Origin of the sequence: Hymenobacter algoricola (assembly GCF_039539525.1) — a bacterium.
Lineage (GTDB): Bacteria > Bacteroidota > Bacteroidia > Cytophagales > Hymenobacteraceae > Hymenobacter > Hymenobacter algoricola.
Window position 1 is genome coordinate 56,446 of the sequence record NZ_BAABDH010000020.1, and the last position, 17,602, is coordinate 74,047.

Below are 17,602 nucleotides of genomic sequence, written 5' to 3' on the forward strand. Positions count from 1 at the left end.
CAGCCTAAATCCGCCGCAGCTCCTGCACCTGCACGTCCAGCGCGTCGGCGGCGTACAGCAGTGGGGGGCCGGCGGGAGTGGGCAGGCCGTGGCTTTCCAGCAGCGTCGACTCCCACTCGCTGAGCGTGGCGGCGCGCAGCGTCCAGGGCTCATGGAAAAGCCGGCCCCGCCACAGATCGGTGCCCCGCACCGCCGCGGCCAGGTCGGCGCCGGCGGTGTAGAGGTAATAGCGCTCCGTCAGAAAATGCGGCAGTGACCCGGGGCGGGCAGGGGGCAGCACTGCGCCCGGAGTCCAGGTAGCGGCAAAGCGGGCGGGGGCGGCGCCCCGGTGGGTCCGTTCGGCCATGGCCCGCAAGGTGCCGTCGGTTTCCGTCAGGCTCATGCGGGCGTGCAGGTAGGGCAGGTGAAACAGGGTGCGGGCCGCCCACACGCCCAGCGGCTGGGTGGCATCCAACGACAGAAACCACACGCCCGGCACGCCGTCCAGCGTGGCGTAGGTGCGCACGTTCAGCTCGTGCAGGCGGTTCAGGCCCGGCACGGCGGGCAGCCCCAGCGGCCGGATGTGGCTCATGGTAAACGGCACCACGCCCAGCCACGCCTGCCCCTCAAACAAGTCCAGTTCCAGCCGGGCGGGCAGGTAGGGCCGCAGTATTTCCGGGTCTACGGGCCAGTGAGCAAAGAGCAGCTGGCTCCAGCGCTGCTGCATCAGGTGCAGGCGGCGGGAAGTCGGGATGAGGGAGTCGGATGGCATTGGCGAAGGGGAATGGCCACGGCGGTTGAGGCGGCCTGGCAACGCCAGTACAACCGCCGGGCCCGCCAATGGGCTGCCCGCTTACCGATAAAAAGAGTGAGCAGTAGTTCAACCGGAATCATTGCCGGTTGAACTACTGCCGAAAAAAGCAGTACCCAAATTTGAGGACTGCTCTGGGTGCTGCAGTTTCACCGAGGCAACCCCAACCGAGTGGCCCGTACTACGGGCCGCTGCTTCAGAAAATGCTCTTTGTGAAGCACTAGGCTTTCGGCATGCCAAGCAAATACAGCTTTTTTACCCGGCCGGTGATTCGGCCCTTTTCCCAGGTGTAGTGTTCCGTTTCGAGCCCGTTTAGCAGGCTGTCCAGGTCTTCCAGAGTGTAGGTGCGGACGTTGGAGACGGCGCCGTCCCAGGCAAAGCAGAGGGGAATGATGGGAAGCAGGTAGGTAAAGGCCAGCTGCTTCCAGGTTAAGGAACGGGCAAATGGGGTAATGAAAAAGCTCATGAGAAATATCAGGGGCAGCGAAATCCACCAAAGCGCCGTGGGCAGGCTGTTGTCGCTTATCTCGTAGATGCAGATGGGCTGCTGGCTGGCCTGAGCATCTTGCAGGATGCGCCGGGCCGTTTCGGGGGGCATGTGGTGGAAGCTGCCCACCAGGGTGCGCACCCCGATTAAGTCGGCCGGAACTTCGGCGGCATTCACGGCAGCCAGGTGGTAAGCCAGATTAGGGGTTTGGCTATTATTTACTTCTGTGGCGACTTCCTGGTTTGGGTAGAGGTCGGTGAGCGTTAAGTGTAAATCGGCCATGCCGGGTTGACTTTTCAGCTTTTCGAACACCTGTAGCATGGGCCCGCCACTGCCGGAGCACAGGTCCACTATGGTGTGCTTATGGGAATGCTGCAAGGCTTTTCCAATCAGCCTGGCTAAATCCTCGGGCGAGCCCACCATCTGGTGCATTACCACCATGAGCTTCGTCAGACAGGCCCTAAGCCAATTGGGAAACCAGGCGAAGTCCTCCAGCTCGAATACGTGGATTCTTTTCATTGTGCTGGGTAAGTGCGTGGCAAGTTGTGGTCGCAATATCGCAGTTCGGACGACTATATCGTACTGCGGCGGTTTGCTGTCACTCCAGGCTGCTGGGGTGGCTGCGGGGGTAAGTCAAAACTGCGTGGGGCTTTTTACAAGGGTCGGGCTGCCCGGTTTTGCCCACTTGAAACCTGCCCTCATGGGCCTGACCGGCACTTCTACAAAGCGGCTGTTCGCCAAAAAGTGGTACTTCCACGCATTGTGCCCGCCCGGACAAGGCCGCGAAACCCGGCTGAGAGCCCCGGACTGCTGCAAGTAGGGCAACGGGTGCGGAAGAGGATGGTGCCTGCTGCCGCTAAAGTGGGATATTGCAGGGATGAATAAAGCTTTGCTAACCACCCTGCTCCGCCGCGTCGGCCTGATGCACGCCGCCGACCGGGTCCGCTACGGGCTGCTGCGCTACCGCAACCGCCGGCCCAACCAGGCGTTTCGCGCCGCCCACCCGTCGGTGGCGCTGCCGCCGGACTACCTGATGTACGAGTCGTTTCAGCTCAACTACCACAAATACTACGAAGGGGGCCGCGAAACCGCCGAGTGGGTGCGCGACCATCTGGCCCGCCACCTGGACCTGCAGAATCAGCATATCCTCGACTGGGGCTGCGGCCCGGCCCGGGTTATCCGCCACCTGCCCGCGGTAGTGGGCCGGGGCTGCCGCTACACCGGCACCGACTACAACGCCCGCTCCATCGACTGGTGCCGCCGGCACCTGCCCGGCATTGAATTCCTGCTCAACGGCATCGATCCGCCCCTGCAGGCGGCGGGAGCGGCGTTTGATGCGGTGTGTGGCATTTCCATCTTCACCCACCTTTCCGCTTCGGGCCACCAGCGCTGGTACGACGAGCTGCTGCGCGTGACCCGGCCCGGGGGCGTGCTGCTGTTTACCACCCACGGCGCCGCCTTCCGCGCCATCATGACCGACGCCGAGCGAGCTACCTTCGACGCGGGGCAGCTGGTCATCCGCAGCAACGTGGACGAGGGACACCGGGTGTTTGCCGCCTTTCAGCCGCCGACATTCCTACACGAGTTGTTCGGCCGGCAGTGTGAGGTGCTGGAGCACCTTCCCGGTGAGCGGCAGGGCGCCGCCGCCAGCCAGGACGTGTGGCTGCTGCGTAAGCGGTAACCGAAACGGGAAGGCACAAAAAAGGGGTGCAGCCATCGGCTGCACCCCTTTTCTATTGTCAGACCAAAAATTAGTCGATCTTCTTGGCCGAGCGCAGACGCTCGTTTTCGTCGAGCAGGATCTTGCGCATCCGCACCGACTTGGGCGTTACTTCCAGGTACTCATCCTTCTGGATGTATTCCATGGCTTCTTCCAGCGAGAACTGGCGCTTGGGAACAATCTTGGCGTTGTCGTCGGTACCCGACGCACGCATGTTCGTGAGCTTCTTGCCTTTCTGGATGTTGATGGTCAAATCGTTCGGGCGGGTGTGCTCACCGATAACCTGGCCGGCGTACACTTCCTCACCCGGATCAACGAAGAACTCACCGCGGTCCTGCATCTTGTCGATGGTGTAGGCGGTGCCGGCACCGGTGTCCATCGAAATCAGCGAGCCGGAGATACGGCCGGGAATTACGCCCTTATATAGCTCGTACGAGGCGAAGCGGTGGTTCATGATGGCCTCCCCAGCCGTTGCCGTCAGTACGTTGTTACGCAGACCGATCAGACCCCGGGCCGGGATGTTGAACTCGAGGTGCTGCAGGTCGCCTTTCGGCTCCATGATGGTCAGCTCGCCTTTGCGCATCGTCACCAGCTCAATCACCTTACCAGCAGTTTCCTCCGGTACGTCGACCACCAGGTGCTCGATAGGCTCGGTGCGGTGACCGTCCTCGTCTTCGCGGAACAGTACCTGCGGCTGGCCTACCTGCAGCTCGAACCCTTCGCGACGCATGGTCTCGATGAGAACCGACAAGTGAAGAATACCGCGGCCATAGACCAGGAACGTATCTTCCTTATCGGTTTCCTTTACGCGCAAAGCGAGGTTTTTCTCGGTTTCCTTGAACAGCCGGTCCCGCAAATGGCGGGAGGTCACGAATTTGCCTTCCTTACCGAAGAACGGCGAGTTGTTGATGGTGAACAGCATGTTCATCGTCGGCTCGTCGATGCTGATTACCGTCAGGCCCTCGGGGTTTTCGGCGTCGGCGATGGTGTCGCCGATGTCGAAGCCTTCGATGCCGGTTACGGCGCAGATTTCGCCGGAGCTAACTTCCGAAACCTTGGTGCGACCCAAGCCTTCGAACACCTGCAGCTCCTTGATCTTTACTTTCTTGATCGTACCGTCACGCTTTACCAGGCTCATGTTGGCGCCTTCCTTCAGCGTACCGCGGTGCACGCGGCCGATGGCGATACGGCCCACGAACGACGAGTAGTCGAGCGAGGTAACCTGCATCTGGGGGGTACCGTCCAGGGTCGGAGCGGGCGGAATCGAAGCGACAACCGCGTCGAGCAGCGGAATGATGTTGTCGGTTTTCTCTTTCCAGTCGGTGCTCATCCAGCCCTGCTTCGAGGAGCCGTACAGCGTCACGAAGTCGAGCTGGTCTTCCGAAGCGCCGAGGTTGAACATCAGGTCGAAAACCTGCTCGTACACCTCGTCGGGGCGGCAGTTTTCCTTGTCCACCTTGTTCACCACCACAATCGGCTTCAGGCCCAGGTCAATGGCTTTGCCCAGCACGAAACGGGTCTGGGGCATGGCACCTTCGAAGGCATCGACGAGCAGCAATACGCCGTCGGCCATCTTCAGCACCCGCTCCACCTCGCCGCCGAAGTCGGCGTGACCAGGGGTGTCGATGATGTTGATCTTAACGTCCTTGTAGCGTACGGATACGTTCTTGGAGACGATGGTAATGCCTCGCTCGCGCTCCAGGTCGTTGTTGTCGAGGATCAAGTCGTCGAACTGCTGGTGCTCGTCGAATAGCTTCGAGGCGTGAATGATTTTGTCCACGAGCGTAGTCTTGCCGTGGTCAACGTGCGCAATGATTGCGATATTCCGAATGTTCTGCATACAAAGGGTTTTCCGGGTGCAAAGGTACGGAATGTTTGGCGCAAATTCTCAGGCTGCCGAAATGATAACTTCCTGAGACTGAAACCTACGGGTCAAACAGAACCGAACCCAATGCCCACCGCGTATGTTTGACCCGTAGCGCCGGCACTCCCGCCGGCCCCGAATTTCGCCCTAATGCTCTTTCTCCGTATGCGTTCCTCCCTGTTAATCCTGCTGTTCTCAGCCCTGACGCTGGGCTCGGCCTGCTCCCAGAAAAAAAGCGCCCGCGACGCCAAAATGGACCTCGCCGACTCGTCCCGCCCGGTAACCAACCCGTCGGATGCGGCTAAATCCTACCCCAAGCCGGCGGTGGTGACCGGCAAGCCCGACGAGTTTCCGATCCGCAAAACCGACGCCCAGTGGAAGGCCCAGCTGACGCCGGAGCAGTACTTTATCCTGCGCCAGCAGGGCACCGAGCGGCCTTTTGCCAACAAGTACCACGACAACCACGAGAAGGGCAACTACTACTGCGCGGCCGACCACAACCTGCTGTTTTCCTCGGAAACCAAGTTTGAGTCGGGCACCGGCTGGCCCAGCTTCTGGGCGCCGGCCACGGCGGCCAGCCTGAAGGTCACGGGTGACAACACGATGGGCATGAGCCGCGACGAAATCGTGTGCGCCCAGTGCGGCGGCCACCTCGGCCACGTGTTCGACGACGGCCCCAAGCCCACCGGCCAGCGCTACTGCATGGACTCCGACGCCATGCTCTTCGAGAAGAAGTAAGTCGGGTTGCTCCTGCTGAAAATGACCGGCCGGCCGCCTCTGCCGGCCGGTCATTTCTTTTAGCCGAAAAATATAGCCCGAACATTGCAGCGCCGTTGCGCTTATTCAGGCTGCCTGCCTTCACCAACTGCGGACTCCGGTTCCGCCCCGCGCCCATGTCAACTACCACCACCACCGACCATATTCAGACTTTGCACCAACAGCTGGCTCCCGCCCGGGAGCAGCTCGTCGCGCACGGCGTGTATCAGGGGCTGCATTCGCTGGAAGATCTGCGCCAGTTCATGGAGCACCACGTGTTTGCCGTGTGGGATTTTATGTCGCTGCTCAAGTGCCTGCAGCGCGACCTGACCTGCGTGACGGTGCCCTGGGTGCCCCGCGGCAACCCCGCCACCCGCCGCCTGATCAACGAAATCGTGCTGGAAGAGGAAACCGACGTAGACCAGCACGGCCAGCCTACCAGCCACTTTGAGCTGTACCTGCGGGCCATGGAAGAGTGCGGCGCCGATACCCAGCCCATCCGCCGCCTGCTCGACGCGCTGTCGGTGGGCGAGTCGGTGGAGCAGGCGCTGCTGCGGGCCAATGCGCCCTACTCCGTCCAGCAGTTCGTGCTCAGCACGTTCAGCATCATCCATTCGGGCAAGCCCCACGCCGTCGCGGCCGCCTTCACGTTTGGCCGCGAGGACGTAATTCCCGACATGTTCCGCCACCTGATTGCTGACCTGCGCCAGCGCTTTCCCGGCCAGCTCGACACGTTCACCTACTACCTGGACCGGCACATTCAGCTCGATGAGGAAGTACACACGCCCCTGGCCGAGCAGATGGTGCGCGAGCTGTGCGGGCACGACGCCCAGTGCTGGGACGACTGCCGCGACGTGGCCAGCCGCTGTATGCAGGCCCGCATGGCACTGTGGAACGGCATTCGTCAAACGCTCAGCACACCGGTCCCGGCCGCCTCGTAGGTTAACTTCCCGGGGCCGATGCGCGTTGTACCAGAGCGGCTCCGCTCTGGAGCAGCTTTACGACCACGCCCCATGAAAACCAGCCATATTCTTCCCGGTCTGCTGCTGACCAGTGCGCTGCTGAGTGCCTGCACGACTGCGCAGGAAAGCGCCGGCGAAGTAGACCGCGCCCCGGTGCCCACCACCATCCGCTCCGACGCCGACCGGCAGGCCGCCTACAACAGCGGCGCGGGCTACGGTGGCTCCGTGCCCGATGCCACGCCCGGCCGGGTCAACCTGGGTGAGCAGGCCAGCGGCACCAACTCCCGCAAGCGCGTGGAAACCCTCAATACCAACGACCCGAACAACACCACGCCCGAAACCCGCATGCGCCGCCTCGACGATGCTCCCATGGATACGCTGCGGCGCCCCTAAACCAACAGCGGCCCGCTCCGGCGAAGGAGCGGGCCGCTGTTAAGCGCCGGGAGCAACCTGGTTAGCTGTTGTCGCCGCCGGTCGGGGAATCGGCTGTGCCGGCGGCCTGGCCGGAGGCTTTGGGCTTGGCGGCCGGCCGGCGGGCCGGCGTGGTCCCGGCAGCTGGCTTGCTGCGGCTGGCCGCGGCTAAGGCCGGCGCACCCGCGGTGCCAGGCCGCGCTTTGGCCGAAGCGGTAGCAGGGGCGGCCGCGGCCCGGGAAGGGCGGCTGGGGCGGCTGGCAGCCGGCTTCTTCACGGCGGTAGAAGCAGTAGAAATGCTGTCGGAAGCGGCCGGAGTGCCGTTTTCGTGGGTGCGCACTATTGTGTGCAGCGCTTGCTCAAACAGCTGCTGGGTGTCCTGATCGAGGCGGCGGGTGGCGTCCTTTACCACTTCCTTCAACTGGTCTTTCGTCTCTTTACGGATGCGCTTCACCACTTCCGCAATGCGGCCGTCCAGCTCTTTTTGCAGCTGCTTGGCCGCCAGCTTCAGCGACTTTTTCTGATCCGCCTTCTTGCTCGTCTTCACCGACTTCATGGTGTCGGTAGCTTTGGCGGCGGCTTTGGCGGCCTTGCGCTGGGCTTTTTGCGCCGGGTCTTTCTTGTCCTTTTTCTCGGATTGCTCGGGAGCAGACTTTTTCATGGGGCAGAATGGTTGGGGTTCGAGTCGGGGAGGCGGGGGTGAGCTTGCCCTCAAATATATACTAATCCATTCCTCAAACGCTATGTGCCGATTTTTGGCCAAGCCGTTCCTGCTTTTCCTCGTTTCTTTGCGCCTTCGTTTCTGACTTCACGTGCCGGGAGGCTTCGGCTGTTTCGCTTTCTCCAGGCTTTTTTTCTTTTCCATGCAAGCTGTTCCCCAACGCTATACCGTCACGGCGGCGCTGCCTTATGCCAACGGTCCGGTGCACATCGGCCACCTGGCCGGGGTTTACCTGCCCGCCGATATCTACGTGCGCTATCTGCGCGCCATGGGCCGCGACGTCAAGTTCATCTGCGGCTCCGACGAGCACGGCGTGCCCATCACCATCCGGGCCCAGAAGGAGGGCGTCACGCCCCAGCAGGTCGTGGATAAGTACCACGCTATCATCCGCGACTCGTTCCAGGACTTCGGCGTCTCGTTCGACATCTACTCGCGCACGTCGTCGAAGACGCACAGCGAAGTGGCCAGCGGCTTTTTCCGCAAGCTCTACGAGGAGGGCAAGTTCATCGAGCAGACGTCCCAGCAGTACTACGACGAGAAGGCCGAGCAATTCCTGGCCGACCGCTACATCGTGGGCACCTGCCCGAACTGCGGCAACGACAACGCCTACGGCGACCAGTGCGAGAAGTGCGGCTCCTCGCTCAGCCCCAACGAGCTGATCAGTCCGCGCTCCATGCTCAGCGGCAACCAGCCCGTGCTGCGCGAAACCAAGCACTGGTACCTGCCCCTCGACCAGTACGAGCCCTGGCTGCGGGAGTGGATCGTGGAAGGCCACAAGGCCGACTGGAAAGCCAACGTGTACGGGCAGTGCAAATCCTGGATCGACCAGGGCCTGCACCCCCGCGCCGTAACCCGCGACCTGGACTGGGGCGTGCCCGTGCCGGTGGCCGGCGCCGACGGCAAGGTGCTCTACGTGTGGTTCGACGCGCCCATCGGCTACATCTCGGCCACCAAAGACCTGCTGCCCGATACCTGGGAAACGTACTGGAAGGACGCCGGCACCAAGCTGGTCCACTTCATCGGCAAAGACAACATCGTGTTCCACTGCATCATCTTCCCGGCGATGCTCAAGGCCCACGGCGACTATATCCTGCCCGACAACGTGCCCGCCAACGAGTTTCTGAACCTGGAAGGCGACAAGATCAGCACCAGTCGCAACTGGGCCGTGTGGCTGCACGAGTACCTGCAGGATTTCGCCGGCAGAGGCGACGTGCTGCGCTACGTGCTCTGCGCCAATGCCCCGGAAAACAAGGACAACGACTTCACCTGGAAAGACTTTCAGGCCCGCAACAACAACGAGCTGGTGGCCAACCTGGGCAACTTCGTGAACCGCGCCGTGGTGCTGACCCACAAGTTCTTCGCCGGCCAAGTGCCGGCGGCTGCCGAGCTGCAGGACATTGACCGGGATGTGCTGGCCCAGCTGGCCCAGTTTCCCCAGCGCATCGGCGAGCTGATCGAAAACTACCGCTTCCGCGACGCGCTCAATGAGCTGATGAACCTGAGCCGGGCCGGCAACAAGTACCTGGCCGAAACCGAGCCCTGGAAGCTCATCAAGACCGATGAGGCCCGCACCGGCACCGTGCTGCACGTGGCCCTGCAGCTGGCTGCCGGTCTGGTTACGCTGCTCGAACCTTTCCTGCCCGCTTCCGCCGCCACGCTGGGCGGCATGCTGCGCCTGGAAAAAGGCACCTGGCCGCAGGCCGGCCGGCCCGACGCGCTGGCCGCCGGCCACGAAATCGGGGCCGCCGCGCTGCTCTTCGACAAAATCGAGGATGCCACCGTGGACGCCCAGGTGCAGAAGCTGCTCGACACCAAGAAAGCCAACGAAATGGCCAACGCCGTAACCGCGCCGGCAAAGGAAGACATCAGCTTCGACGACTTCGGCCGCATGGACCTGCGCGTGGGCACCGTGGTAGCGGCCGAGAAAGTAGCCAAGACCAAGAAGCTGCTCAAGCTCACCGTCGATACCGGCCTCGACCAGCGCACCATCGTCAGCGGCATTGCCGAGTACTTCATTCCCGAAGCTCTCATCGGCCAGCAGGTGATGGTGCTGCTGAACCTGGCCCCCCGCGAAATCAAGGGCATCCAGAGCCAGGGCATGCTGCTCATGGCCGAAGATGCCGACGGCACCCTGCAGCTCATGCAGCCCGGGCAGCCGGTGAAGCCGGGGAGTTTCGTGGCGTAATTTTTATCCTGTCATTGCGAGGAGGTACTACGAAGCAATTCGGCCTCTAAAATGTAAAAAGACTTGTTAACAGGAAAGCCCCGACACCTGCTTGGTGTCGGGGCTTTTTTATGAAACAGAGCTCAGCTCATTGTCCAGGACGGATTGCTTCGTGCTTCGTCCTGGCAATGACAGGCAAGGCCGGGCCTACTTCACGTTCACCACGTTCATGGCCCGCTCAATGCCCAGCGCCCCAAACGCCAGCACGGCGTCGGCGGCTTTTTCGATGTGCAGGGGCAGGTCAATCCGCTCGTCGGCGGAGAACGGATCCAGCACGTAGTCGACCTGCCGGCCCTTGGGGAAGTTGGCGTCCACGCCGAAGCGCAGGCGGGCGTACTCATCGGAGCCGAGGGTTTCCTGGATGGACTTGAGGCCGTTGTGCCCGCCGGCCGAGCCTTTGCCCTTCAGCCGCAGCTTGCCGTAGGGCAGGGCCAGGTCATCGGTCACGACCAGCATCTGTTCCTTCTCCAGCTTTAGGCTACTCAGGTAATGCGCGGCGGCCTTCCCGCTCAGGTTCATGTAGGTGGTGGGCTTCACCAGCACGTAGGTTTTGCCCTTGGCCCTGATTTCCGTCACGAAAGCGTGGCGGCCTATTTCAAAGCGGGCGTCGTGCTTGGCGGCCAGGTAGTCGGCCACCATGAAGCCAATGTTGTGGCGGGTGTCGGCGTATTCGGGGCCAATGTTGCCGAGGGCCAGAATCAGGAATTTCATAGCGCGAAATACGGGGAAATTGGAAAAAGGAAATCCTGCCTTGCCGAAGCAAAGCAGGATTTCCCGGTATTCACGAAGCGGAGTCGACTTACTTGTCGGCGGCCAGCGTGCCTTTCAGGGCGCGTGGGATGGCCACGGTCGCAATCGGCGAAGCCACGTTGGTCAGGATAGTGTAGCCTTTGGGCTCTACCTGGCCTACTTTCACCGACTTGCCGAGCTCGAGGTCGGCAATGTTTACCTCTACGTAGTCGGGCAGGTTCTCGGGCAGAGCCTTCACCTTCACTTTGCGCAGCTTGCTTACCAGCTTGCCACCGGCCAGCACGCCGGGCGAAACGCCGATGTACTTCACGGGAATGTCCATCTTCACTTCTTTGCCTTCTTCCAGCTGGAGGAAGTCAACGTGGAGGAGCATTTCATTGACGGGGTGGAACTGGGCGTCCTGCACGATAGCGCGGTACAGGGTGCCTTCCACGTTCAGATCAACGATGTGGGCTTCGGGCGTGTACAGCAGTTCGCGGAAGAGGATAGCGGGAGTCGAGAAGTGAACCTGCTCGGTGCCACCGTACAATACGCACGGCACATACGAGTCAAGACGCAACGCTTTGGCATCCTTCTTACCGAGATTCGCTCTTTTAAACCCTACAATCTCGAGGCTTTTCATAAGCTTGTGTTTTGAGAAAAATGAAGATGTATTTTGCCGCCCAAGCTGAAAATCAGCCCCAAACGGGCCGCAAAGATAGGTGGATAGTTTGGGATTGGAAAGCCGCTGCTGTCATTGCCAGCCAAGCGAAGCAATCCGTCCGCTGAAATGAGCCGAACTGCTTTTTCGCAGAAAGCCCCGACGCGCGCCAACGTCGGGGCTTTCTGCTTTTACAACGCTTAGCTCAGCTACCGGACGACTTGCTTCGTCTCTGCTTTATGCGCAGAATGCTCGCAAGGCCAGGCTCAACGCCGGGCCTTACTTATACAAACAAGGAGCTGATGCTTTCGTGCGACACGACGTTGCGGATGGCGCTGGCAAACAGCGGGGCCAGGGAAATGACCTTCACTTTGGGGTTTTCCTCGCGCAGCGCAATCGTGTCGCACACGATGAGCTCAGTCAGGGCCGAAGTGCGGATTCGCTCGTGGGCCGGGCCGCTGAGTACGGCGTGGGTAATGACGGCCCGCACCGACAGGGCGCCGCGCTCCATCAGCAGCTCGGCGGCCTTGCAGATGGTGCCGGCCGTATCCACGATGTCATCGACCAGCACCACGTTCATGCCCGTCACGTCGCCGATAACCTGCATCGAAGCAATTTCGTTGGCCCGCAGGCGCATCTTGTCGCAGACCACGATTTCGGCCCCGAACTTCTTGGCAAAAGCGCGCGTGCGCACCACGCCGCCCACGTCGGGGGAGGCAAAAATCAGGTTGTCCAGGTTCAGCGACTTGATATAAGGCGCCGTCACGGTGGCGCCGTCCAGATGATCGACGGGAATATCGAAGAAGCCCTGAATCTGGCCCGCGTGCAGGTCGCAGGTCATCAGCCGGTCGGTGCCCACGCTCTGCACGAAGTCGGCCACCACTTTGGCCCCAATGCTGACCCGGGGCTTGTCTTTGCGGTCCTGGCGGGCGTAGCCGTAGTAGGGCATCACCACCGTCACGGAGGCCGCCGAGGCGCGCTTGGCCGCGTCCACCATCAGCATGAGCTCCATCAGGTTTTCGGCCGGCGGGTTGGTGCTCTGGATCAGGAACACGGCGCAGCCCCGCACGCTTTCGTTGAAGCTGGGCCCCAGCTCGGTGTCGGCGAAGCGCTGAATGCTCAGGTCGCCGAGGGGCTGACCAAAGGAGGCGGCAATTTTTTCACCGAGTTCGTGGGAAGCATTTCCCGCGAAGATTTTAACGCGCTGTGACATGGACATGGCAAAGGGGAAAAGGGACGAAACTGAAACGAACTGAAAAAGCGAAAGGCGCCGATGCTTCCGGGGAGGAAGGATCAGCGCCTTTCGCGTTACTTAGAGTTGTCCGACCAGGGCTCGAACCTGGACTTTCTTGAATCAAAATCAAGCGTGTTGCCAGTTACACCATCGGACAAAAAACCAAACCAGTGTGCTGTTTGGGTGTGCAAATGTACTACCGGATTTATGGGAGGCAAATTTTCGGGCAAAAATTTTCCAAAGATATTTTGGCTCCCTTCCCTCCAAAAGGCCACCTCCGGGAGGTGAAGGCCTGATTTTCAGCTGACGACGGCCCCGTAAAAAACTGCCAAATCTTTCCCCCGAACGAGCTTTGGCAAAGCGGGGATTAAGCCGTAGTTTTGCGCCCTGAAAACGTTGCACCATTTACTATAAAGACCCGCAATGGCGAATAACGGCAAAATCACCCAGGTAATCGGTCCCGTTGTGGACGTGAGCTTCGCTGGTGAAAACACCAAGCTTCCAAACATCCTCGACGCACTGCAGGTAACCAAAGACAATGGCCAGGTGGTCATTCTCGAGTGCCAGCAGCACCTGGGCGAAGACCGTGTGCGTACCATCGCCATGGACTCGACCGAGGGCCTGACCCGCGGCGCGGTAGTCATCGACCTGGGCTCGCCCATCTCGATGCCGACCGGCGAAGGCGTAAAAGGTCGTCTGTTTAACGTCATCGGCTACGCCATCGACGGCATTCCGCAGCCTGTCAGCGCGGGTCCGATGTCGATTCACCGCCAGCCGCCACCCTTCGAGGATCTGGCCACGTCGTCGGAAATCCTCTATACCGGTATCAAAGTAATCGACTTGCTCGCTCCTTATGTAAAGGGTGGCAAAATCGGTCTGTTTGGTGGCGCCGGCGTAGGCAAAACCGTCCTCATCATGGAGCTGGTAAACAACATTGCCAAGGCCTACGAAGGTCTGTCGGTGTTTGCCGGCGTGGGCGAGCGGACCCGTGAGGGCAACGATTTGCTGCGCGAATTCATTGAGTCGGACATCATTCGCTACGGCGCCGAGTTCAAGCACTCGATGGAGCAGGGCGGCTGGGACCTCTCGAAGGTGGATCAGACCGAGCTGGCCAAGTCGCAGGCGACACTGGTGTTTGGCCAGATGAACGAGCCTCCCGGAGCCCGGGCCCGCGTAGCCCTGTCGGGCCTCACCATTGCGGAGAACTTCCGCGACGGCGACGGCACCGGTGCCGGCCGCGACATCCTGTTCTTCATCGACAACATCTTCCGCTTCACCCAGGCCGGTTCCGAAGTATCGGCTCTGCTGGGCCGCATGCCGTCGGCCGTCGGCTACCAGCCCACGCTGGCTACCGAGATGGGCGCTATGCAGGAGCGGATTACCTCCACCAAGCGCGGTTCCATCACCTCGGTACAGGCCGTGTATGTGCCCGCCGATGACTTGACTGACCCGGCCCCGGCCAACACCTTCGCTCACCTTGACGCCACGACGGTACTGTCGCGGAAGATTGCCGAGCTGGGCATTTACCCCGCCGTTGACCCATTGGACTCCACTTCGCGCATTCTCTCGATTGAGGTGCTGGGGGCTGAGCACTACAACACCGCCCAGCGCGTGAAGGAGATTCTGCAGCGCTACAAGGAGCTGCAGGACATCATCGCCATCCTGGGTATGGACGAATTGAGCGAAGAGGATAAGCAGGTCGTAAACCGCGCCCGCCGGGTGCAGCGCTTCCTGTCGCAGCCCTTCTTCGTGGCCGAGCAGTTCACCGGCCTGGCCGGCGTGCTGGTCGACATCAAGGACACCATCAAAGGCTTCAACGAAATCATCGACGGCAAGCACGACCACCTGCCGGAGTCGGCCTTCAACCTGGTCGGCAACATCGAAGATGCCGTAGCCAAGGGGGCTAAGCTGATGGCCGAAGCCAAGTAATTATTAATTCTGAATTCATAATTCCCAAAAGGATGCGTTTAGAAATCATCACGCCCGACCGCCAGGTATTCGCGGGCGAGGTTACGTCGGCTCAGTTTCCGGGTACCGACGGGCTGTTTGAGGTGCTCAACAACCACGCGCCGCTCATCAGCGCGCTGAAAGCCGGCGACATTACGGTAACCAGCGCGGCGGGCCGCGAGGCGTTCCACATTGCCGGTGGCGTGGTGGAAGTGCTCCGCAACAACGTAATCGTGCTGGCTGAAGGCGTTGTGGCCTAGGCCATTTCAAACTCGATTAGCTTGAAAAAGCCGCTTCTGCCCCGCAGAAGCGGCTTTTTTGCTAACTAGCCGGCGGTATAGCCGCCGCGCGGCCGTCGCTTACCTTTACGCCTCAAGCTCACCCGGCTTTCGTTATGCAGCTGCCCCCCGACTTCTTCTCCGCCATCGAAAACATCTACACGCCCCGGCAGCGGCACGTGCTGCTGGTGGCATCGTTGCTGGGGCTGGGCGCGCTGATCGTGGTGGGCCTGGCGCAGTACCTGACGGCGTTTGTGGGGGCGGGCATTCTGTTTGTGATCTTCCGGCCGGTGTGGGTGGCGCTGGTACACCAGCGGCGCTGGAACCGGCAGCTGGTGACGATTGGGGTGCTGCTGGTGACGGTGGTCGTGCTCATCATTCCCTTCTATGCTCTCAGCACCCTGCTCATCGACCGGCTCGTGGCGTTTGCCCGGCACCCCGAGCGGATTCTGGACGTGCTCCACAAGCTGGAGCAGGCTACCGGCCTGCAGCTATTGGCCAAGCAGAACGTGCGGCAGCTGCTGGAGCAGGCCGCCGGCCAGGTAAGCCGCTGGCTGCCCACGCTGGCCAGCAGTGCCCTCAACTTCCTGGTGGTGGTGGGGCTGATGCTGTTCACGCTCTACTATCTGTTTATGCAGGAAACCTACTTCCTGCTGGGGCTGCGCCGTTACCTGCCCTTCCGCGGCGACACGATGGGTGAGCTGGGCGAGTCGCTGAAAAACAACGTGAATGCCAACGTGCTGGGGCAGGTGCTGGTGGCGCTGGTGCAGGGCGTACTCACGGGCCTTATGCTGTGGCTGTTTGGCGTGCCCGATCCGCTGTTCTGGGGTGTGGTGGCCTTTTTCATGGCATTTCTACCGGTGCTGGGTACCCCGCTGGTGTGGGGGCCGGCGGCCGTGTACCAATACTCGCAGGGGCAGACCGGGTCAGCCCTGGGCATTCTGCTGGTGGGCTTTATCGTCATCATCAACGTGGACAACGTGCTGCGCATCGTGCTGGCCAAGCGCATGGGCGACATTCACCCGCTGGTAACGCTGGTGGGGCTGGTGCTGGGCGTCGAAATCTTCGGCATCATCGGGCTGGTAGTGGGGCCGCTGCTGGTGTCCTACTTTCTGGTGCTGATGGAGGTGTTCCGGCGCGAAAACCGGGCGGCCCTGGCGGCGGGGAAAACAAAGAAAGAAGGCGGCCAGCCGTAGCGCGCCCCGCGCAAAAAAAACGCCGCTGGCCCGCCGGCCGGCGGCATCCTGACTCTACCAACTCTGCTGATGCTGATCAAACCCAAAATCACCCCGATCTACCAGTCTTCCGTTTTCAAGTTCGACGACCTGAACGAGCTGGAGCAGTACTTTGGGGAGCCCGGCAGCCGCTACCTGTACTCGCGCAACGGCAACCCGAACCCGGATGAGCTGGCCGACAAGATAAATCAGCTGGAAGCAGGGGCGGGGGCCACGGTTACCGGCTCCGGCATGGCCGCCATTTTCGCCGCCATTGCCGTTTTCTGCCAGGCCGGCGACCATGTGCTGTGCGCCGCCGACATCTACGGGGGCTCCTCGGCCCTGATCAACGCCGAGCTGAGCCGGATGGGTATTGCGGTTACCTACGTGCCCTTCGGACAGCTCTACGGGTTAGCGCAGTTTGTGCAGCCTACCACCCGCCTGCTGCTGGCCGAAACCATCAGCAACCCGCTGCTGCGCGTGGCCGACCTGCGCCGCCTGGCTACCGAGTGCCACGCCCACGGCCTGAAGCTGGTGGTGGATAATACCTTTGCCTCGCCCATCATCACCCGCCCGCTGGAGCTGGGCGCCGATATCACCCTGCACAGCGTCACCAAGTACATTTCCGGCCATAGCGACGTGACGGCCGGAGCCGTGGTGGCAGCCGACCCGGCCGTGGCCGCCCGGCTCCAGCAGATTGGCGTGTTTTACGGGCTGACGCTGAGTCCGATGGAAAGCTGGCTGGCGGTGCGCGGCCTCAAGACGCTGCGCATCCGCATGCGGGAGCACAGCTACAACGCCCTAGTCATTGCCCGGTTTCTGGCCGAACACCCGCAGGTGCGGCAGGTGAACTATCCGGGGCTCGAAACTCATCCGCAGCATGCGCTGGCCGTGGAGCAGGGCGCGGGGCAGTTTGGCGGTATGATGTCGTTTCTGTTGGCTGATGACGCGGACGTGGTCAACCGCTTTATGCGGCGCAGTCAGCGGTTCCCGTTTGCTCCCTCGTTGGCCGGGGTTGACTCTTCTTTGTCGTATCCGCTGGGTACTTCGCACCGCTCCCTGTCGGCCGAGCAGCAGCAGGCCCTGGGCATCACCGTCGGCCTGGTACGGCTGAGCGTGGGCATCGAGCTGGTGGAAGAGTTGCTGGCTGACCTGGCGCAGGCCCTGGGCTAGCGCCGGCGGCAAATCCTGGGTGGCCGCGCCTGATGCCGCGGCCCGACAGCTGGCTGCTGGTCAGCACGGGCTACTGCATGCCCAGTCGGATACTCGGGCAAGCCCACCCAGCCGCGCTGCTCCACTGCCGCCGGTCCGGATGCAGAGGCGGTGGACTTCGGAGGCAACGGTCTGATCCTGACGTGGCGGCGGAGTGCTTTCCAGCTAGTTGCCATGCCCGGCCATGCTGGGTAGGGCAGTAAGTATAGAGCAGCGGCAATGCTTATAAAGTTAAAATGCTGCTTATTGAATATAAAGTGCTTTGCGTAGGTACCCAGTCGGTACGAGCGGCAGCGGAAGGGAAGCAAACAGGCGGCGGTTAGGCTTTGGAAAGCAGGTAGATAGGCGACGCAAATCAGGCGGATATTCGGCCCCAGGCGAGGCAGGCCGAT

16 protein-coding genes and 1 tRNA gene are annotated in these 17,602 nt (G+C 61.6%); 9 read left to right on the forward strand and 8 right to left on the reverse strand.

Annotation, left to right across the window (positions count from 1 at the left end):
* Positions 1-4: 4 nt before the first annotated feature.
* Together ABD842_RS06335 and ABD842_RS06340 are read right to left on the reverse strand one after the other, a co-directional pair.
* Positions 5-751, reverse strand: coding sequence for a YqjF family protein (locus tag ABD842_RS06335; RefSeq protein WP_345111613.1), 747 nt, complete (start codon positions 749-751; stop codon positions 5-7).
* A gap of 259 nt (positions 752-1,010) precedes the next feature.
* Complete coding sequence (locus ABD842_RS06340) at positions 1,011-1,796, reverse strand: class I SAM-dependent methyltransferase (RefSeq protein WP_345111616.1); 786 nt, start codon at positions 1,794-1,796, stop codon at positions 1,011-1,013.
* Positions 1,797-2,154: 358 nt separating this feature from the next.
* Between ABD842_RS06340 and ABD842_RS06345 the strand changes: the two genes are divergently transcribed.
* Entirely contained in the window at positions 2,155-2,958 is an 804-nt protein-coding gene (locus tag ABD842_RS06345) for a class I SAM-dependent methyltransferase (RefSeq protein ID WP_345111619.1), read from the forward strand.
* Positions 2,959-3,028: 70 nt separating this feature from the next.
* Here the strand turns inward: ABD842_RS06345 and typA are convergent, their stop codons facing one another.
* Positions 3,029-4,837: a translational GTPase TypA gene (typA, locus tag ABD842_RS06350; protein ID WP_345111622.1), complete on the reverse strand. Its 1,809-nt coding sequence runs from the start codon at positions 4,835-4,837 to the stop codon at positions 3,029-3,031.
* A gap of 189 nt (positions 4,838-5,026) precedes the next feature.
* On the opposite strand from typA, the gene msrB reads away from it, so the two are divergent.
* From msrB to ABD842_RS06365, 3 genes are all read left to right on the forward strand, one after another.
* Entirely contained in the window at positions 5,027-5,599 is a 573-nt protein-coding gene (gene msrB, locus ABD842_RS06355; RefSeq protein ID WP_345111625.1) for a peptide-methionine (R)-S-oxide reductase MsrB, read from the forward strand.
* 155 nt (positions 5,600-5,754) lie between these two features.
* On the forward strand, positions 5,755-6,558 hold the full coding sequence (locus ABD842_RS06360) for a DUF3050 domain-containing protein (protein WP_345111628.1): 804 nt from the start codon (positions 5,755-5,757) through the stop codon (positions 6,556-6,558).
* A gap of 72 nt (positions 6,559-6,630) precedes the next feature.
* A complete protein-coding gene (locus ABD842_RS06365) occupies positions 6,631-6,972 on the forward strand; it encodes a hypothetical protein (RefSeq protein ID WP_345111631.1) in 342 nt (113 codons plus the stop codon).
* Between the two features lie 61 nt (positions 6,973-7,033).
* On the opposite strand, the gene ABD842_RS06370 is transcribed toward ABD842_RS06365, so the two are convergent.
* Complete coding sequence (locus ABD842_RS06370; RefSeq protein WP_345111634.1) at positions 7,034-7,651, reverse strand: hypothetical protein; 618 nt, start codon at positions 7,649-7,651, stop codon at positions 7,034-7,036.
* A gap of 202 nt (positions 7,652-7,853) precedes the next feature.
* On the opposite strand from ABD842_RS06370, the gene metG reads away from it, so the two are divergent.
* Positions 7,854-9,896: a methionine--tRNA ligase gene (gene metG, locus ABD842_RS06375; protein ID WP_345111637.1), complete on the forward strand. Its 2,043-nt coding sequence runs from the start codon at positions 7,854-7,856 to the stop codon at positions 9,894-9,896.
* 186 nt (positions 9,897-10,082) lie between these two features.
* Here metG and pth read toward each other — a convergent pair whose 3' ends face one another.
* The 4 genes from pth to ABD842_RS06395 form a co-directional block, all read right to left on the reverse strand.
* The gene (gene pth, locus ABD842_RS06380) at positions 10,083-10,646 is read right to left on the reverse strand and encodes an aminoacyl-tRNA hydrolase (protein ID WP_345111640.1); all 564 of its coding nucleotides are present in this window, start codon (positions 10,644-10,646) and stop codon (positions 10,083-10,085) included.
* 88 nt (positions 10,647-10,734) lie between these two features.
* The gene (locus tag ABD842_RS06385) at positions 10,735-11,307 is read right to left on the reverse strand and encodes a 50S ribosomal protein L25/general stress protein Ctc (RefSeq protein ID WP_345111643.1); all 573 of its coding nucleotides are present in this window, start codon (positions 11,305-11,307) and stop codon (positions 10,735-10,737) included.
* Positions 11,308-11,608: 301 nt separating this feature from the next.
* A complete protein-coding gene (locus tag ABD842_RS06390) occupies positions 11,609-12,544 on the reverse strand; it encodes a ribose-phosphate pyrophosphokinase (RefSeq protein ID WP_345111646.1) in 936 nt (311 codons plus the stop codon).
* Between the two features lie 99 nt (positions 12,545-12,643).
* Positions 12,644-12,716: transfer RNA gene (locus tag ABD842_RS06395), tRNA-Gln, on the reverse strand.
* Between the two features lie 266 nt (positions 12,717-12,982).
* On the opposite strand from ABD842_RS06395, the gene atpD reads away from it, so the two are divergent.
* The 4 genes from atpD (at position 12,983) to ABD842_RS06415 (ending at position 17,171) form a co-directional block, all read left to right on the forward strand.
* Positions 12,983-14,488, forward strand: coding sequence for a F0F1 ATP synthase subunit beta (atpD, locus tag ABD842_RS06400; protein ID WP_345111649.1), 1,506 nt, complete (start codon positions 12,983-12,985; stop codon positions 14,486-14,488).
* Positions 14,489-14,520: 32 nt separating this feature from the next.
* Positions 14,521-14,766: an ATP synthase F1 subunit epsilon gene (atpC, locus tag ABD842_RS06405; RefSeq protein WP_345111652.1), complete on the forward strand. Its 246-nt coding sequence runs from the start codon at positions 14,521-14,523 to the stop codon at positions 14,764-14,766.
* A 134-nt stretch (positions 14,767-14,900) separates the two neighbouring features.
* The gene (locus ABD842_RS06410; RefSeq protein ID WP_345111655.1) at positions 14,901-15,980 is read left to right on the forward strand and encodes an AI-2E family transporter; all 1,080 of its coding nucleotides are present in this window, start codon (positions 14,901-14,903) and stop codon (positions 15,978-15,980) included.
* Between the two features lie 69 nt (positions 15,981-16,049).
* Positions 16,050-17,171, forward strand: coding sequence for a trans-sulfuration enzyme family protein (locus ABD842_RS06415; RefSeq protein ID WP_345111658.1), 1,122 nt, complete (start codon positions 16,050-16,052; stop codon positions 17,169-17,171).
* The last annotated feature ends 431 nt before the right edge of the window (positions 17,172-17,602 follow it).

Excerpts from the sequence above, each read along its gene's own strand:
- ABD842_RS06415 (WP_345111658.1), top strand. The coding sequence starts at position 16,050 with ATGCTGATCAAACCCAAAATCACCCCGATCTACCAGTCTTCCGTTTTC.
- ABD842_RS06340 (WP_345111616.1), bottom strand. The coding sequence starts at position 1,796 with ATGAAAAGAATCCACGTATTCGAGCTGGAGGACTTCGCCTGGTTTCCC.
- pth (WP_345111640.1), bottom strand. The coding sequence starts at position 10,646 with ATGAAATTCCTGATTCTGGCCCTCGGCAACATTGGCCCCGAATACGCC.
- ABD842_RS06385 (WP_345111643.1), bottom strand. The coding sequence starts at position 11,307 with ATGAAAAGCCTCGAGATTGTAGGGTTTAAAAGAGCGAATCTCGGTAAG.
- ABD842_RS06410 (WP_345111655.1), top strand. The coding sequence starts at position 14,901 with ATGCAGCTGCCCCCCGACTTCTTCTCCGCCATCGAAAACATCTACACG.
- msrB (WP_345111625.1), top strand. The coding sequence starts at position 5,027 with ATGCGTTCCTCCCTGTTAATCCTGCTGTTCTCAGCCCTGACGCTGGGC.
- ABD842_RS06360 (WP_345111628.1), top strand. The coding sequence starts at position 5,755 with ATGTCAACTACCACCACCACCGACCATATTCAGACTTTGCACCAACAG.
- atpD (WP_345111649.1), top strand. The coding sequence starts at position 12,983 with ATGGCGAATAACGGCAAAATCACCCAGGTAATCGGTCCCGTTGTGGAC.
- ABD842_RS06370 (WP_345111634.1), bottom strand. The coding sequence starts at position 7,651 with ATGAAAAAGTCTGCTCCCGAGCAATCCGAGAAAAAGGACAAGAAAGAC.
- ABD842_RS06335 (WP_345111613.1), bottom strand. The coding sequence starts at position 751 with ATGCCATCCGACTCCCTCATCCCGACTTCCCGCCGCCTGCACCTGATG.
- atpC (WP_345111652.1), top strand. The coding sequence starts at position 14,521 with ATGCGTTTAGAAATCATCACGCCCGACCGCCAGGTATTCGCGGGCGAG.
- ABD842_RS06390 (WP_345111646.1), bottom strand. The coding sequence starts at position 12,544 with ATGTCCATGTCACAGCGCGTTAAAATCTTCGCGGGAAATGCTTCCCAC.
- ABD842_RS06365 (WP_345111631.1), top strand. The coding sequence starts at position 6,631 with ATGAAAACCAGCCATATTCTTCCCGGTCTGCTGCTGACCAGTGCGCTG.
- metG (WP_345111637.1), top strand. The coding sequence starts at position 7,854 with ATGCAAGCTGTTCCCCAACGCTATACCGTCACGGCGGCGCTGCCTTAT.
- typA (WP_345111622.1), bottom strand. The coding sequence starts at position 4,837 with ATGCAGAACATTCGGAATATCGCAATCATTGCGCACGTTGACCACGGC.
- ABD842_RS06345 (WP_345111619.1), top strand. The coding sequence starts at position 2,155 with ATGAATAAAGCTTTGCTAACCACCCTGCTCCGCCGCGTCGGCCTGATG.